Genomic DNA, 16,292 nt, shown 5'->3' on the forward strand with positions numbered 1-16,292 from the left:
TAAACGGAGACGACCATAACCCCCTTAACGCTCTCCTTGTACTGCTGCTGATTGCCGCCTTTTCCGCCTGCACTTATTGTTTTACCGGAAACGGGACTTAAATATGTGATATATAGCGGGAAATTCTTGCTTTACGGCATTCTGCCATTTACAATCCGATCGAGTAGGAGGCTAATCATTATTTGATTAGCCGACCTCTCACACCACCGTGCGTACGGTTCCGTACACGGCGGTTCTAAAGTTTACGACCGTACAGACAGATAATAATCCAGAAAACTTATATACCTTGCTCTTCGAAAGAGTTCGTTTGTAAGGGTTCTGGCTAAGATATGGCTGCCGGAGATTCTCCAGTAGCCTTTTCTTGTGTTAGCCCATTCCCACGCCTTTCTTTTATTGATCCCTAATTTCTTGAGCCAATAAAATCTTGTGCGTACTCTCTTCCATCTTTTCCAAGTTACCATTCGCATTCTTCTTCGTGTCCATTGGTCCAGTCTGGTTACCAGACTTTTCATATCCGCTAGCTTGTAGTAATTTACCCATCCTCGGACAGTGTCATTTAGCCTTTTCTTTCTTTCCTCTACGCTTAATCCGTTGCTCCTTCCTGTGATTGTGCGAATTTTCTCCTTTAATTTTTGAACACCCTTCGGGTGTACCCGGAATTTGCATTTTCCTTCATAAAGGTAGAATCCATAACTTAAGAATTTGATGTTTCTGATATGTGTGATCATCGTCTTCTCTCGGTTCACTTTGAGTCGCAATTTCTTCTCAATGAATGGGAGAATGTTATGGTATGTTCTTTCACAGCTTCTTCGGCTTTTGCAGAATATGATCACATCATCAGCGTAACGGACAAATCGGTGATTTCTTGCTTCCATTTCTTTATCCAATTCGTTTAACATTACATTGGCAAGAAGCGGACTTAGTGGTCCTCCTTGTGGAACACCGAAATCATTTGTTGTCCTTACCCCTTTGATCATAACACCTGCATTTAGGAATTTATGGATTAAGGAGATTACACGTCCGTCGTGAATTGTTTCACTCAATATCTGGATAAGCTTACTATGGTTTACCGTGTCAAAGTACTGTTCTAAGTCCAGATCTACTACATACTGGTATCCTTCATTTACATTCCTTTGGCACTTGAGAAGTGCCTGATGTGTACTTCTATGTGGTCGGAAACCATAGCTATTGTCTGAAAACTTTCTTTCATATATAGGGACTAGGACCTGCGAAATGGCTTGTTGGATGACTCGGTCCACTACCGTTGGTATTCCAAGTTTCCTTGTTTTCCCGTTGTCTTTTGGTATTTCTACCCTTCTAACGGGTTGGGGCTTGTATGTCCCATTTCGAATGGAGAGGACGAGTTCCCTCTGGTGTTCAGTTAGGTATGCCAAAAGTTCACCTGTTTTCATTCCATCGATACCGCCCGCACCTTTGTTTTTCTTTACCTTTTTATAGGCACGGTGCAGGTTATTACTTGAAAGGATTCGTTCAAGCATCCATTCGTTCTGTCTGTTGGTGTTAGTGGTGTTGTTTTCGGTTATCCTCTTGAAACTATGCCCTCTGTCATATCCTTCCTGTTCCGCAGTATCTTTTTGACAGCAGGTTTCTTCCTGTTTTCTGCATGTGTTCGTTTCTTCGGTAACTTTCATTGACTTCCACTTCCTTTAGTTCAGCCCTTCCTTCGATGCCCCAGGCATCTCCGTACTATGGCTTCTGCTGACTTCTCACGGCAAATCTTGTTTCAACCAGGTTTCATACTCTGTTTCCACCTGTCCGTGAGACCTCCCGTGGTAAGGTGATTCACTTTCATTCCATGTACCCGCACCATTTACGTTTCCACATCCGGATAGCTTTTGGGCTTTGACTTGTTCAGCAGCCTTACCCTGTAAGAGTACGCCTAATGATGTTCGTGTTCCTCGGGTCAGAATTTTGCCTCCAGCTTCCTTCAGATTCCATCTCACGATGGACACCCTTGCTCTTGGCTAATGGTTGGTCGCTACCTACCCCCATAGCGGACTTACACCGCCTAGCGAATCGCCATGCACGGCGCACTGAAAAAACGCCCCCAGCCTGAGCCGGATTGGGGGCGTTTTGAACCCGCTTCAGGAAATGGGGGGAGCATCTGTTTTTTTTCCACGATCATTTTCGCCAGCAAATGGCCACGCCTGTCTCTTCTATTGAACAAATTACGTAAAGAAACAGGCTGTGTTTCTACCCTTCTTCCACATTCTTAAATTGGTTGTAAAACATGTGATAATACCGTCCGCGGCGTGCCATTAGTTCGTCATGGCTGCCTTGTTCAATGATTTGCCCGTGGTCAATCACCATAATATGATCGGCATCGCGAATCGTATTCAAGCGGTGGGCGATGATGAAACTCGTGCGGCCCTCCATAATCGAAAGGAGCGCATCCTGGATATGCCGTTCTGTCCGTGTATCGATGCTGCTTGTTGCCTCATCCAATATAAGCAAAGCGGGCTTTGCCAGAAAAACCCTTGCGATGGCCAAAAGCTGGCGCTGCCCCTGGCTCAAGTTGCCGCCGTTTTCCGACAAAACGGTTTCATATTTATCCGGCATCCGGTTGATAAAAAAATCGGCATGGGCAAGCCGTGCCGCTTCTTCGACTTCTTCATCCGTCGCTTCAGGATTCCCGTATTTGATATTTTCCTTGATAGTGCCTGAAAATAAATACGTATCCTGAAGGACAAAACCGAAACTTCTTCTCAGACTATCCCGCGTATATGTCCGGATATCCGTGCCGTCAATGAAAATCCGGCCTTCCGTGACATCGTAAAACCGGGTCAAAAGGTTCACAATCGTCGTTTTTCCGGCTCCGGTAGGCCCGACCAGCGCCGTACGCGTGCCCGGCTTTGCCTCAAAGCTGATATTTTTTATAATCGGAACATCCTCGCGATACCCGAAGCTCACATTTTCAAACACAACATGGCCTTTTGGCTCCCGGAGCACGATCGCCTCTCTTGCATCTTCCGGCTCTTCTTTTTCATCGAGTATGTCAAAAACCCGTTCAGCCCCGGCAACTCCTGACTGGAGGACGTTAAAAATATTCGCCAAGTTATTGAGCGGCCGCACAAACTGCCGGGAATACGTCAGAAAACTTGCGATTACGCCGACAGTAATCATGCTCTTCAAAGCCAGAACCCCGCCGACAACGGCAACCATGGCAAAGCCGAAGTTGTTAATCACGTTCATAAGCGGCATAAGAAACCCGGTCCAGATTTGCGCCCTCAGCCCGACCTTAAGCAAGGACTGGTTCACCTCTTCAAACGCCTTGATTGCTTTTTCTTCATGGTTAAAAGCTTTGACCACCTCAATCCCCGAGATTGTTTCTTCAATATGCCCGTTTAGCCGGCCGAGTTCCGCCTGGTTATTTTTAAACAGCACTGAAGTCCTCTTGGCAATTGTCCGCGTCAGCAAAAACACGAGCGGAACCGTACACAGGCTTGCAACCGTTAAAACCGGGCTTAAAATGATCATCATGATGAGAGTACCGAGAAGGGTAATGACCCCCGACATGAGCTGCGTCGCCGATTGGGAAATGGTATTGCTCACGTTGTCTATGTCATTCGACAGGCGGCTCATCAGTTCACCGTGGGGCCTCGCGTCAAAAAAAGCAACCGGGAGTTTTTGCAGCTTTTGAAACAGATGGCTGCGCAAACGCTGCACAATCCGTTGCGAAACACCGGCCATCAGCCAGCCTTGCAAAAAGGTTAAGGCAGCATCTGCAATATAAGCCGCTGTAAGAACAAAAACCATGATTTCAAGCAGGTTAAAATTGACCTTTCTGCCCGGCGGCATGGCATCAACGGCCCTGCCGATAAAATAGGGAATGCACAGCGTAAGGACGGAGTCGGCCACAATCAATGCAAGAATGACAGACAGCCAGTTTCTTTCCCTGCCAAAATAGGCCCAAAGCCGTTTTAACGTCCCTTTAAAATGCTTTGGTTTCTCGGCCGGGCCCCTGAACCGTGCCGCACCTCCCCCGCCCGGACGGCCCATCCGCAAAAAAAGCCCCGGTGCCTGATTTCCCTTATATCCGTTCGTTTGTCCGGCCATCCTGCAACACTTCCTTACCCATTTGCGATTGGTAAATTTCCTGATAAACCTGAGAGGTTCTGAGAAGCTCCTCATGCGTGCCCAAGCCCGCAACTTCCCCCTTATCCAACACGATAATTTTGTCCGTGTCCATCACAGAAGTAATGCGCTGGGCAATCAAAAGGCAAGTCAGCCCTTTCGCATATTTTTTTAACGCTGCCTTGATCCGCATTTCAGTCGCAACATCCACCGCACTTGTACTATCGTCCAGAATAAGGATTTCCGGATGCCTCACCAATGCGCGGGCAATCGAAATGCGCTGCTTCTGCCCGCCGGAAAAATTGACGCCGCTCTGGCCAATTAACGTATCATAGCCTTCAGGTGCAGCCGCAATGAAGTCATGTGCCTCAGCCAGTCTTGCAGCATGTTCGACCTCATCCATTCCCGCCCGGCCATTTCCCCATTGGATATTTTCACGGATGCTGCCGGTAAAAAGGATGTTTTTCTGCGGAACGATCGCAATTTTTTCACGCAGATCATGCGGATGAAAATGCCGGACATCCATACCATCTACTTTAAGGGACCCGCCCGTAACATCGTAAAAGCGCGGAATGAGATTCACCATTGTGCTTTTTCCCGATCCGGTTGAGCCGATAATGCCAACAGTTTCACCCGGATAAATGGTAAACGTGATATTTTTCAAAACCGCATCCTGCACTTGTCCGGTATAGGAAAAAGTGACATTTTCAAAATCAATTCTCCCTTTTTCACCCGTTACTTCATGTTTCAATCTGTTCGGGGAGGTTTTTTCTTCTATGGCAAATACTTCACCGATCCGAAAAGTGGAGGCCCTTGCCCGGACAAACATGTTAAACACCATGGAGATCATCATCAGCGATGTTGAAATTTGCGTCATATAATTGATAAAAGCAATAATATGGCCGACTTTCATTGTGCCATTGTCCACCCCGAAGCCGCCCATCCATAAAATTGCGACAATGCCGATATTGACCGTAAGCAAGATCGCCGGGCTGAAGATGGACATAATCCGGATCGAAGAAGCCGAGCGTTCTTGCAGGCGGCGGTTTGCCACGCTGAATTTTTCCACTTCAAATTGAAACCGGTTAAAAGCCTTCACAACACGGACACCGGATAAATATTCCCTCATGATGCCGTTCACGCGGTCGAGCGCTTTTTGCACCTTCATAAACAATGGAAAGCCCAATCTCATGTTCGTTATAATGAAAATAATGACAATCGGCACAACAACTGCCAGCACCACAGAAAGCTGCGGGTCAAGCCGGACTGCCATGATCAAGGCGCCGATTGCCAATAGCGGCGCTTTGACAAACATGCGCATTAAACCATTGATAAAGTTCTGTACCTGGGTGACGTCATTGGTAAGCCGCGTGATGAGTGAGGCCCGGTCAAATTGATTGATGCTTTGGAAAGAAAGCGCCTGGATTTTCCGGAACAAATCCGACCGCAATTCCGCCCCAAAGTTTTGCGACACGATGCTTGCGAGCGTGCTCCTTAATGAGGCGGCAACCGCGCCGCACGCTGTGATGAATAACATCACGCCGCCCATCTTTAACACATATGGCATATTTCCAGACGCCACACCGACATCAATGATTTTTGACAGGATCGCCGGCTGCATCAAATCGCAGAGCGCTTCACACATTAAAAAGAAAACAGCCGTACTAAAAAGTTTCCAGTACTTTTTGGCATACTTGCTTAAAAAATGCATCGGATCATTCCACCTTTTAACGTTGCGGAAATCAATTTTTGCTTACGCCTTTTTATCCGTCTGGTGATCGCCTTTTGACACTTTTAAATTCTCAGCAAGCCGCTGCAGAAATCCAATAAACAGTTCCTGCTCCGCTTCTGAGAATTGGCTTAATCCATTGCTCAGCTGCTGGAGATAAGCGGTTTTTGCTTCCTTGATGATTTCTTCTCCTTTTTCTGTCAGGGACACCATTTTTACGCGGCCATCGCGGGCTGACGCCACGCGCCGGGCGTATCCCCATTTTTCAAGCCGGTCGATCATTTGCGACACCGTGCTCATGCTGACATTGAAATGGTCGGCAAGGCTCCCCATCGTGCACTGCCCGGACCTGCCGACATGCCGCAACAATATCCACTGTAAACGTGTAATCTTTTTATCTTCATTTGCCAGCCGCCCTTCCCGCAGATGCCGGTTAATATACCGCCAATGCGTAAGGAACTGGTCCATTTTGCTATCTTCCATAACGGAACGCCTCCTGGAATCAATTACTTTATTTAGTTTACTAAAGTAATTGGGGACTGTAAAGCGCTGCATCAAGAAAAGATAAGCATTCCTGTTGTTTCCCGCTTTCATTTTATCAACTTTTTTGTTGCTTTTTTCAAAGACTTTGGGCATCTGTTCAAGAAAGAAAAGCGTTTCGCCACTGGCGGATTTGGTTTACATGAATTCCATGAGCAGCAGCAATTTCGTTCATCGTTTTTTCTTCTTTTAAGACCTCTAGCACGACTTGAGTTTTAAATTCTGGCGTATATTGTTTTCTCATAAACCTACTTTAACATCTCCTCATTTCGTGTCTAGTTTTATGGGTCCACTATAGTTTTTTACGTGTTTCCTTTGAAATCCTTACACTTTATATTCGACAAAAGTAGCCAAAATCCTTGCCAAATCTGGAATTTTTGCTTATTCAGCAAGCCCCAACTTAGCAAAGAGAAATTAGAAAAATTAAAGGAGTTGTTACAGCGATCAGGACTGTTGCAGTAATAAAATAGGAATTCTTTTTAGAGATTTTCCGCTTTGTAAACTGTAACAGAAAACATTAAAACAAAAAGCCGGCATGCTGCCGGCTTTTTTTATCTTAATAGAGTCTCCTGATGCTGTTGAAATGGGAGTTCCAGTAAGGGTTGCTTAAGCTTTTGATTGAGACGCTCTTGTCCGAATCAGAGATAAACTGGTTGTTTCCGAGATAGATACCGACGTCCGAGATTCCGGATTTGTAGGTATTTTCAAAGAAAATGAGATCCCCGGGCTGCGGGTTGCTTACTCTGTAGGAGTTGCTGTAGAATCCTGCTGCATCCAGACGGCCAATGGATTTGCCGGCCTCGTTAAGTACATAGTAAACAAAACCGCTGCAGTCAAATCCGGCTGGCGTTGTGCCACCGAAACGGTATGGTGCGCCGATGTATTTTTGTGCAATTTGTGCCACTGCGGAGCCGCTGTAAGAGCCCGAATTTGAACTTGATGATACCGTGTTTTTGGAAACGGCTCTTGAGCTGCTTGTGCTTGCAGAGCTGGATGAGCTGCTTCCGGCGTTAGACGAACTGCTTTGAGCACTGGACGACTGACTGGATTGTGAGCTGCTGGTTGAGCCGCTTGCTTGTGAACTGCTTGCAGCACCGGACGATTGACTTGCTTGCGAGCTGTTGGTTGTGCTGCCCGAATTGTTGGACGAACTGCTTGCCGTGCTGGACGAGCCGCTTGTCTGTGAACTTGCGCTTCCTGCGTTAGAAGAGCTGCTTGCGGCGCCAGACGATTGATTGGATTGCGTGCTGCTTCCATTCGAGCTGCTTGCAGCACTGGATGGGCCGTCCACTTTTAAAGCACTTCCGGCAACAATCCAATCAGAGCTTAAATGGTTCCATTCTTTCAATTGAGAAACGGTCACGCCGAATTTTTGCGCAACGCCGGAAAGCGTGTCGCCTTTCACAATATGATAGGTGCCGTTTGGCGCAGTGCTTTTTTGCGTTGCAGCACTTTTGGCGGTGTTATTTGCAGCGCTGCTGTTGGCAGTGCTGTTGTTGGCGTTACGATTCGCAGTACTATTGGCAATACTGTTGGCAGTACTGTTTCCCGTACTATTGGCAGTACTGCTGGTTGTAGCGGAAGAACTGTTAATTTTCAGGATATCTCCGGCATAAATTAAATCAGAGTTTAAATGGTTCCACTCTTTCAATTGGGATACTTTAACGCCGTATTTTTTTGCAATGGCGGAAAGCGTGTCCCCTGATACAATTTTATATTTTTTTGGTGTATTAGACGGCACCTTAAATTTCTGATTCGGATAAATAATATCGCCTGTCAAATGGTTATCACTTTTAATTTGGGAAACCGTTGTATGGTATTGTTGGGAAATCTTCCACAATGAATCTCCTTTTTTGACCGTGTATGTAGCTGCTTCCGTTGATGCAGAACCTACAATTAAAGACGCTAATGTCATGCCGGCGGTAACAGACAATACTTTTTTTCGAGTCAAGATCGAAAACCTCCTGGATGTTTAAAAAAATTTTCATTGGCTATATATAAAGGGTCATGGTTTGTTTCACTCACAAACCCTATTTTAAAAAAATTCACCCCCACTTTCAATCATTCTATGAAAACGTAATTCAACTGTAATCTCATAGAAAATTTACCATTTTAGGAATATAGTTGTGATAAAACCAATTTATATAGGAAAAAGGTCACACTTCTATTCAATCCACAAAAAATCCCCCGCTTTGGCAGCGAGGAGTCATTCGGTTGTATAGGCGAATGTTCCCTGCATTCATTGGGAAAACGCGGCTGGTGGAAGAGGCCAGCAGATTGCCACCACACTGCCTGTTACCGGAACCGCCCCCCCTCTCACACATGATCATCTTCCAGGTTGATATTTTTTGTCCCATTCCTTCAATTCATCCACCATCATTTCAGTGGAAAGCAAGTTTTCAACCAGTCTGATTTCCCCTTTTAATGAATTTTATGATTTATATAAATTCATATTAACTTGTTTTGATCCGGAGCGCATTAGCCAAAATGTCAAATCATTCAGCAGAATCCTTTACGTTTTGTAAAATTGTTATTATTTTGAACAGATTTCCCATCTCTGTAAGGAAAACACCACAAGAAGGCTTATTTGTAAAAATCCCCGCAACAAAACACCCCCCCTGGTTCGTGAGCGGGATCTTTCCCACGAACCAGGGGGGCTTTTTATTGTTATATGACACTCTAAGATTTGCCCGGCTTACGGGACTCCAATCCAGTATATAGCTGCAAACGCACCGGGCTGTTTGCTACCGGAAGCGGACTGTTTTTAACCTGTGCTGCTGGTCCGGACGTTCGCGCATCCCGGCACCGCTTTCGGAAAACTAATCAGGCCCTATTTCTTGCCTTAATCATGAATCCGATTAATATCAGAAAGATGGCGGTATCCAGTGCAATGAAGTTGATCCATTCGTGTAATTGAAATCCCCAAACTTTTTCCAGTAAGCTCACTGGGTATTTCATCATCGGATCTTTAAAGATGTCGGTGATTGCAACATGTGCAATCAAACCGCCGGCAACAATCTGTACCCATGAAATTTTGTCCAGTATTTCAGAAAAGAACTCGAAGAAAGCGAGTACGGTCGTTAAGCTTAAGGCTATGCCAGCCATCGTGTACAGCAAATTGGTGGAAATGCCGGACGTGATCAAAACGTTGTCCATACAGACGAGAAAATCAGCCGCAAGCACAATCAATAGCATTTTGACGACCGTGATGCTTGGAACGGGCCGTGCCTCGGAATCAGGCTGGATGGAGCTCACAAAACGGAAAGCGATGTAGAGAAGAATCATGCCTGCGAGCACACGAAATCCCGGGATCCCTGTTAAATACTGAATCATCACTACGTAAATCGTACGACTGACCGTTAGACATACAACGATATAAAAAAACAGCTGTTTTGGCTCGTAACCATACTTTCGAACCACCGTTGTAATAATAAGAAGATTATCCAGATCACTAATCAGGTTGAGCAAATAAATTTTTAAAATCACAAAAACACGTCACCCCTGCCTTTGCCAATCCATTTCGGGAACGAAAAAAACAGCATCGCATACCGGTCCCCCTATTAATATATTTGGACAGAAGCAAAAACAGACAAGCTAAGATTTTTCTGATTGAAAAAGGTACCAAAGAAATCAAGTAGAGCATTCCTGTAATGAAAGAAATTTGAGGTTTGCACAAAAAACCCCGCTGATATGGTTCAAGGTGTCCAAAGCTTCGAAGCAATTGATATCCAAGGAGGACCATGAATTATACTCAGAACAACAACATTACATAACCAGCAAAGACATGAGGTACACAAAAATCATAAAAATGAGTACAGTGAAGATGATGGTAAGAAAATGAACAGAAAAATTTGCCGGGACAAAAATGCCCTTCTCGATCTCTCTTCTTTTCCTTGCGTACTGCAACGCCGCCGTAATGCCAGTGATAAATCCGATCACACATGCGAAAATGCCCAAAAGGATGGCGAGTGTATTAATATATGGACTGGAGGCGATCCTTATGGTGAAGTGCAAGGAAGTCGTTAAAAAACCAACCCCGATAATGGAAATGGCTGTGCGGATCCATGCAAGAAATGTCCTCTCATTTGCCAGGTGCTGCTGGGCAAACTTCACACTGCCCTGCACTGTCTTTTTTTGGTTTTCCATAGACTGCTGCAACTCCAATCTGTGTAAAAATGCGTATATTTTTGAATTGTAATGGTTCTTCGATAACACGAAATCCCCTATCTATCAAGGTATTCAGTTAAACGAGCCATGTTTCAAACAAATGCAAAAAGAATCCATTTCTGATAAGGTTAAAACATCCACGAAATAACCATCAGAGGATTCTTATATTGGCTACTTTACCACAAAAAAGCTAAATTTCAATCGTCAAAATAATTTATCAAATTGTGAAAATTCTCTTTCTTCTGATATGGGTGAATTCATCTTTAGAGAATTCGATGAGAAAATTATTTTTTCGAAAACAATCGCTCAATTTCTTCATTTTCGTTGGTTGAAACTCACTCCCACCGAAACAGCCTGCCATTAAAAATTGAAAAATACAGGAAATTTGGACATGAGGAGTTCATTTATTTTTGTATCGCATGCGTCTTCAATATCGGAGTACTATTCATACAATGCGCCATACAGCCTGAAGCCGATTTTTCCCGGCATTTGTTTTCCATAGACCCATGGCAAAAAATATCGTATAATTTGTCGTATGAGGGAGGTGAAAAAGTGGATAAAGGAATTGACCAGAATGCGATTTTGCAGGCCATCCGTGAACTATCGGACCAAATCAAATCCGTGGAAAAAAATCTGTCCGAACGGATGAGTGCGCTGGAAAGCAGAATGGGGGCGTTGGAAAGCAGAATGGAGGCGCTGGAAACGAGAACGGCGTCTTTAGAAGAAGGCCAAAAAGAAATTAAAGAACAGGTCAGAAAAATTGACAAAAAACTGGATATCCTCAATCGTGATTTGCTTGACACAAGGGCAGATGTTGAATTCTTAAAAAAGTAAATTTCCCGTTTTTCTCTGCTCACATGAATAGCCGCAAGTCCCTCTTCTTACAAAAAGATTCTCAAAAAATGGTCCTCTTGGTTTGGTCCGGATCCCCGTTTCGAGATCCTTCACATCGCCAAAGAGGACTTTTTATATGCGTTGCCGGGATCACAATAGCCATGCAAGATCAACACTTTATATAGTGTTCACAAATTGAATTTACAAATCCTTTTCAATCACCCGCTCCCATGCCTTATATCCAAGAGTCTTTTTCCATCCTTATTTTAAGTGGAAGAAAAAAGAACCGGCACATTACCTGAAAAAAAGTTGTTGCCAAAAATTTTCCTTGCCGTTTCTTTCTCATTGTTTTTTAATGAAATTAGATCAAAAAGAAAACTGGGAAAAATGTGGGTGTTGTGTTGACGAAAGCCGCTTCGTTTATTTTGATCATTGTGCTCGGTTACATTTTGAAGCGGATTGGATTTTTTAAGCCGGATGATTTTCAGCTGGTTTCCCGCATGGTTTTAAACATTACATTGCCATGCGCCGTGATTACAAATTTTGAAAAACTCTCCCTTGAAACTTCGCTGTTAATGCTTGTCGCAATCGGCGTCATTTGCAATCTGGTGATGATTGCAACCGGCTATATCGTTTCCTGGCGCCGTACCCATACGGAAAAAGCCTTTAACATGATCAATTATTCCGGTTATAATATTGGCTGTTTTACACTCCCCTATGTACAAAATTTCCTGGGGCCCGTTGGCGTAGTGGCAACTTGCCTGTTCGATGCCGGCAATTCGGTTTTATGCACGGGCGGCACATATTCGATTGCTTCCGCCGTTGCCAACAACGAAAGAACAAATGCGGCATCTTACCTAAAAAATGTTTTCATCCATCCCGATGGATACCTATCTGATCATGCTTGCGCTGTCGCTTTTGCATATTACATTGCCGGCAGGCGTGACCGCATTTACCGGAATCATCGGACAGGCAAACGGCTTTCTGGCCATGCTGATGATCGGGATCGGTTTTGAACTCCGGCTTGAAAAAAGCCAGGTTGCGGGCATCTTAAAAGCCGTTATCATCCGTTACGGAATGGCCATCCTGTTTGCAGCATTTCTTTTATTTCCTGCTGCCGCTGCCGCTTGAAGTTCGGCTCGTGCTCGTGATTATCGCGTTTGCGCCGATTTACGCCGTCTGCACGGCATTTACCCAGAAATGCGGCGGCAATGTCGCCATGTCCAGCACGTTGAACTCGTTGTCCATTTTGATCAGCATTGTGTTGATGACCAGCCTGATGGTCGTGCTGAAGATCGCCTGAATCATGAAAAACCGCTTAGAGCTTCCATCCTCTAAGCGGTTTTTTGATACGGTATCCGGGTTTTCCAAGCAGCCGTTCAGGCACTTGGCGGCTGCCCGGCCGGTCTTGCGTCCAGTCCGTCATGCTCAGGACCTGGTGTTGATCTTAATCTGATACAAATCTCTTCTCCGGTCGGCCAGTTGCCGGACGGAGCCGCTGTTGCGGTTGCGGCGCAGCTTCTCAAGATCGACATCGCCGACAACGACGGTATCGACATTGGGATCGCATTCTCCGACAATGCCATCGCGGGCAAAGCCGAAATCGGAGGGAGAAAAGATCCCGGACTGGGCGTACTGGATATCCATGTTTTCCACGTGGGTCAGGTTGCCGACTGTTCCCGCAATACAGGTGTACACCTGGTTTTCAATGGCCCGCGCCTGTGCGCAGTAGCGGACGCGCAAATAGGCCTGGCGGTCGTCCGTGCAAAACGGGACAAAAATAATGTTCGCACCGTGGTCGACAGCGACACGGGCCAGCTCCGGAAACTCGATATCATAGCAAATCAGAATCGCAATTTTCCCGCAATCCGTATCAAATACATTGAGTTCGTTTCCTTCCGCGATCCCCCACCATTTCCGCTCATTTGGCGTAATATGGAGTTTGGTCTGCCTCTCAATCGTCCCGTCGCGCCGGAACAAAAAAGCGACATTGTAAATGCCCCCGTCTTCTTCCACAAAATGGGACCCGCCGATAATGTTGACATTGTAGCGTACGGCAAGCTCTGTAAACAGTTCAATATATTGGTCTGTGTACCCGGAAAGCCGGCGCACTGCCTGGTCAGGGCGTTTTTCTTCCAGGTAGGACATCAACTGCGTGGTGAAAATTTCCGGAAAAACGGCGAAATCAGAACCGAAATCCGCGGCCACATCGACATAATATTCTACCTGTCTGACAAAATCATCGAAGGAATCAATTTTTTTCATCATATATTGGATCGCTGTAATCCTGACCGGGAACGAAGCATGATAGACACGGCGGGACTTCGGCAAATAATCGACGTTATGCCATTCCATAAGCGTTGCAAATGAAGCGGATGCTGTATCATCCGGCAAATACTGCCTGTTGATCCGCATAATCTGGAACCCTTCAAGCAGCTGGAAGGACAGAACCGGGTCATAAATATTGTGCATCTCGACTTCTTCCACGTATTCGCGCGGGGTCATTTTGTCTTTATATTTGCTGTAATTCGGAATCCGGCCGCCAATGATGATGCTTTGAAGGTTCATTTTCCGGCAAAGCTCTTTCCGTGCCTCATACAAACGGTGCCCGAACTTCATGCGCCGGTATTCCGGGTCGATCATCACTTCAATGCCGTACAGGTTGAGCCCGTGCGGATTATGGTTGGTAATGTAGCCGTTCGCAGTGATCGTATCCCATGTATGCTGGTCTTCGTATTCATCGAAATTGACAATTAAGCTGGAGCAGGAACCGACGATTTTCCCTTCGTATTCCACGCAAAACTGCCCTTCCGGAAAAATCCGGATATGGCTTTCCAGCTGCTCGTGTTTCCACGGCTCCATCCCCGGAAAACATTTTTTCGACAATGCCATAATATCATCAATGTCTTCAAAGCGGATGTTCCGCACCTCGATTTTCTTCTCAAACTTGGATACATCTGTCTCTGGCACAATCTCACACCCTTAACACACTTTTTCTATTATCATACCCTATCCGAATCGGTTTTGCCCGAAAAGCAGCTGAAATGTCGAAAATATAAGTTGACAAATCGGAATAATATTATTTATCATAGTTTTAACAAATTATTTCTATACAGCTTATCAAGAGAGGGGGAGGGACTGGCCCGAGGAAACCTCAGCAACAGATTCTTTTTGGGAATACTGTGCTAATTCCAGCAAGCGCCAAGCTTGGAAGATAAGTTAAGGAGCCTCGCCCTCTTCTTAACTTTTCTTGAAGGGGGCCTTTCTTTTTTGGATCATCCGCATTGCCGGCCGGACCACCACGCACACACGAAATTTATTTTTGGGGGTATGAAAAATGGCTCATATTGATGAAACGAAAGTAGCCCGCATTATGGAATCATTGCAAAAACTGGAGTTTGGAACAGTGGTCATTTCGATCCATGAAGGAAACATCACACAGATCGAAACAACCGAGAAAGTCCGGTTTGCACTGGAAAAGAAAAAAGCGGCACTTCCCAAGCAAAAGATGGGATGACGGGCGCCGGCATTCCGGTTATCTCTTTTCCCGTTGTTCGTGCTACACGAATACCGGCATTTGGATATCGTCCAAATGCCGGATTTGTTTAAGAGTACAGCGGTATGGAAATTTGCGGAAATGCTGTTTTTAAAGCAGCATTCAGGCGGTCGGCTGCTTGCCTGTCCAGCTCATAAAAACCACCCCTCTTTTTCACTTGTTGGTCGAGAATAAACACCCCTTTTTCGATGCACGTTGTCCCGAGTGAGGCCAAAACCGGTTTCAAGGCGTAATCGAGCGCGAGCAAGTGGCCGAATGTGCCGCCCATGGCGAGCGGCAGCACCTGTTTGCCGGATAAGCCATTTTGCGGCAAAAGATCCAGAAACGTCTTGAGCAGTCCGGAATAAGACGCTTTATAGACCGGTGTCAAAATGATTATCGTATCGCCTTCTTCCACTTTTCCTAATGCCCCGGTGATGGGCGGGCTTTGCCGGGCATGCATTAAATCGCCGGCCGGAAGTTCCCGGATATTGATGAGCTCCGGTTCGTACCCGTGCCCCCTTAACCCGGCCCTGATATAATCACGGATCCCATTTAATCTCGTATACGCAGAAGGGCTCCCGTTCAGCAGTACTATTTTTTCCGCCATATGAATCCCTCCATTTCTTCCTTAATTTTTCATTGCATGCAAAACCGGGTGGCCGCTCCCTAAAATGCGGTTTAAAATATGATTGGCCGTTGCTGCAAAGAGGGCGTGGTCCCTTTTCCGCGGATAAGGGAGTTTTACCGGGCAGTCCATCGCAATTTCCCCTTCTTCGATTAACACTACCCGATCGGCGAGGGCGACTGCTTCTTCCACGTCATGCGTCACCAATATGGCTGTAAAATGTTTTTCGAGCCAAAGAGACTGGATCAGCGCATGCATTTCAATCCGGGTTAAAGCATCAAGCGCCCCAAGCGGTTCATCGAGGAGAAGGATGTCCGGCTCATGGATTAATGCCCTCGCCAGCGCCACCCTTTGTTTCTGCCCGCCGGATAAGGATGAAGGCCAATCATCCGCACGCCCTTCCAGTCCGACCTTTCTAAGCATTTCACGGGCCGCATGCTTCCAGTCTCCTGCAAGGCCCAGGCCGACATTTTGAAGCACGGTTTTCCACGGGAGCAGGCGGCCGTCCTGAAACATCATTTTCGCCGATCTATTTATGCCGGATAAAGGCGCCCCGTTTATAAGAATTTTTCCGCCGCTTGCCGCTTCAAGCCCTGAAAGCAGCCTGAGGAGCGTACTTTTGCCGCATCCGCTCCTTCCGACAATCGCAACAAATTCCCCTTTTCTTATTTTCAAATGAAGATGGCGCAGGACGCGATGGCTGCCGAATGATTTTTCCAGCCCCTCAATTTCCACAGCAAACACCTTATTCGTCATCGTTTCCT

15 protein-coding genes, 1 pseudogene and 1 riboswitch are annotated in these 16,292 nt (G+C 45.9%); of the genes and pseudogenes, 5 read left to right on the forward strand and 11 right to left on the reverse strand.

All coding sequences use genetic code 11. The features are described 5' to 3' along the window. Nucleotides 1-242 precede the first annotated feature (242 nt). The 8 genes from ltrA to NSQ19_RS13220 all read right to left on the reverse strand — a co-directional run bounded on the left by ltrA (nucleotide 243) and on the right by NSQ19_RS13220 (nucleotide 10,510). The gene (ltrA, locus tag NSQ19_RS13190; protein ID WP_340702993.1) at nucleotides 243-1,652 is read right to left on the reverse strand and encodes a group II intron reverse transcriptase/maturase; all 1,410 of its coding nucleotides are present in this window, start codon (nucleotides 1,650-1,652) and stop codon (nucleotides 243-245) included. A 562-nt stretch (nucleotides 1,653-2,214) separates the two neighbouring features. Continuing rightward, nucleotides 2,215-4,077: an ABC transporter ATP-binding protein gene (locus NSQ19_RS13195; RefSeq protein ID WP_340702994.1), complete on the reverse strand. Its 1,863-nt coding sequence runs from the start codon at nucleotides 4,075-4,077 to the stop codon at nucleotides 2,215-2,217. After that, nucleotides 4,052-5,806 carry an ABC transporter ATP-binding protein gene (locus NSQ19_RS13200; protein ID WP_061566255.1) on the reverse strand — a complete coding sequence of 585 codons (1,755 nt, stop codon included), beginning with the start codon at nucleotides 5,804-5,806 and terminating at the stop codon, nucleotides 4,052-4,054. Before NSQ19_RS13200 ends, NSQ19_RS13195 begins: the two co-directional genes overlap by 26 nt. A 42-nt stretch (nucleotides 5,807-5,848) precedes the next feature. Further along, nucleotides 5,849-6,307, reverse strand: coding sequence for a MarR family winged helix-turn-helix transcriptional regulator (locus NSQ19_RS13205; RefSeq protein ID WP_013860517.1), 459 nt, complete (start codon nucleotides 6,305-6,307; stop codon nucleotides 5,849-5,851). 157 nt (nucleotides 6,308-6,464) lie between these two features. Then, a complete protein-coding gene (locus tag NSQ19_RS15790) occupies nucleotides 6,465-6,608 on the reverse strand; it encodes a transposase (protein ID WP_327076880.1) in 144 nt (47 codons plus the stop codon). Between the two features lie 312 nt (nucleotides 6,609-6,920). After that, on the reverse strand, nucleotides 6,921-8,315 hold the full coding sequence (locus tag NSQ19_RS13210; RefSeq protein ID WP_340702995.1) for a C40 family peptidase: 1,395 nt from the start codon (nucleotides 8,313-8,315) through the stop codon (nucleotides 6,921-6,923). 872 nt (nucleotides 8,316-9,187) lie between these two features. After that, a complete protein-coding gene (locus NSQ19_RS13215) occupies nucleotides 9,188-9,850 on the reverse strand; it encodes a TerC family protein (RefSeq protein ID WP_340702996.1) in 663 nt (220 codons plus the stop codon). Nucleotides 9,851-10,129: 279 nt separating this feature from the next. Beyond that, nucleotides 10,130-10,510 (reverse strand): YidH family protein, encoded by a 381-nt coding sequence (locus NSQ19_RS13220; RefSeq protein ID WP_017553073.1) that lies wholly within the window; start codon nucleotides 10,508-10,510, stop codon nucleotides 10,130-10,132. A gap of 188 nt (nucleotides 10,511-10,698) precedes the next feature. On the opposite strand from NSQ19_RS13220, the pseudogene NSQ19_RS15795 reads away from it, so the two are divergent. The 4 genes and pseudogenes from NSQ19_RS15795 to NSQ19_RS13235 all read left to right on the forward strand — a co-directional run. Further along, nucleotides 10,699-10,850: pseudogene (locus NSQ19_RS15795) on the forward strand (IS1380 family transposase); the annotation flags it as partial. A 233-nt stretch (nucleotides 10,851-11,083) separates the two neighbouring features. Beyond that, nucleotides 11,084-11,365: a hypothetical protein gene (locus tag NSQ19_RS13225; RefSeq protein ID WP_340702997.1), complete on the forward strand. Its 282-nt coding sequence runs from the start codon at nucleotides 11,084-11,086 to the stop codon at nucleotides 11,363-11,365. A 401-nt stretch (nucleotides 11,366-11,766) separates the two neighbouring features. After that, nucleotides 11,767-12,381: an AEC family transporter gene (locus NSQ19_RS13230; RefSeq protein WP_340702999.1), complete on the forward strand. Its 615-nt coding sequence runs from the start codon at nucleotides 11,767-11,769 to the stop codon at nucleotides 12,379-12,381. A 74-nt stretch (nucleotides 12,382-12,455) separates the two neighbouring features. Further along, a complete protein-coding gene (locus NSQ19_RS13235; protein WP_237348592.1) occupies nucleotides 12,456-12,668 on the forward strand; it encodes a hypothetical protein in 213 nt (70 codons plus the stop codon). A gap of 125 nt (nucleotides 12,669-12,793) precedes the next feature. Here the strand turns inward: NSQ19_RS13235 and NSQ19_RS13240 are convergent, their stop codons facing one another. After that, nucleotides 12,794-14,335 (reverse strand): bifunctional GNAT family N-acetyltransferase/carbon-nitrogen hydrolase family protein, encoded by a 1,542-nt coding sequence (locus NSQ19_RS13240; RefSeq protein ID WP_019721568.1) that lies wholly within the window; start codon nucleotides 14,333-14,335, stop codon nucleotides 12,794-12,796. Between the two features lie 144 nt (nucleotides 14,336-14,479). Further along, nucleotides 14,480-14,586, forward strand: a riboswitch (SAM riboswitch). Between the two features lie 116 nt (nucleotides 14,587-14,702). Here NSQ19_RS13240 and NSQ19_RS13245 point away from each other — a divergent pair. Beyond that, a complete protein-coding gene (locus tag NSQ19_RS13245) occupies nucleotides 14,703-14,882 on the forward strand; it encodes a YezD family protein (RefSeq protein ID WP_017553067.1) in 180 nt (59 codons plus the stop codon). A gap of 88 nt (nucleotides 14,883-14,970) precedes the next feature. Here NSQ19_RS13245 and ssuE read toward each other — a convergent pair whose 3' ends face one another. Then, complete coding sequence (ssuE, locus tag NSQ19_RS13250; RefSeq protein WP_013860527.1) at nucleotides 14,971-15,510, reverse strand: NADPH-dependent FMN reductase; 540 nt, start codon at nucleotides 15,508-15,510, stop codon at nucleotides 14,971-14,973. Nucleotides 15,511-15,531: 21 nt separating this feature from the next. Then, nucleotides 15,532-16,284, reverse strand: a complete 753-nt coding sequence (locus tag NSQ19_RS13255; RefSeq protein ID WP_013860528.1) for an ATP-binding cassette domain-containing protein — start codon at nucleotides 16,282-16,284, stop codon at nucleotides 15,532-15,534. Nucleotides 16,285-16,292 lie beyond the last annotated feature (8 nt).

The organism is Weizmannia sp. FSL W8-1119 (assembly GCF_038008605.1).
GTDB classification, from domain to species: Bacteria; Bacillota; Bacilli; order Bacillales; family Bacillaceae_C; genus Weizmannia; species Weizmannia coagulans.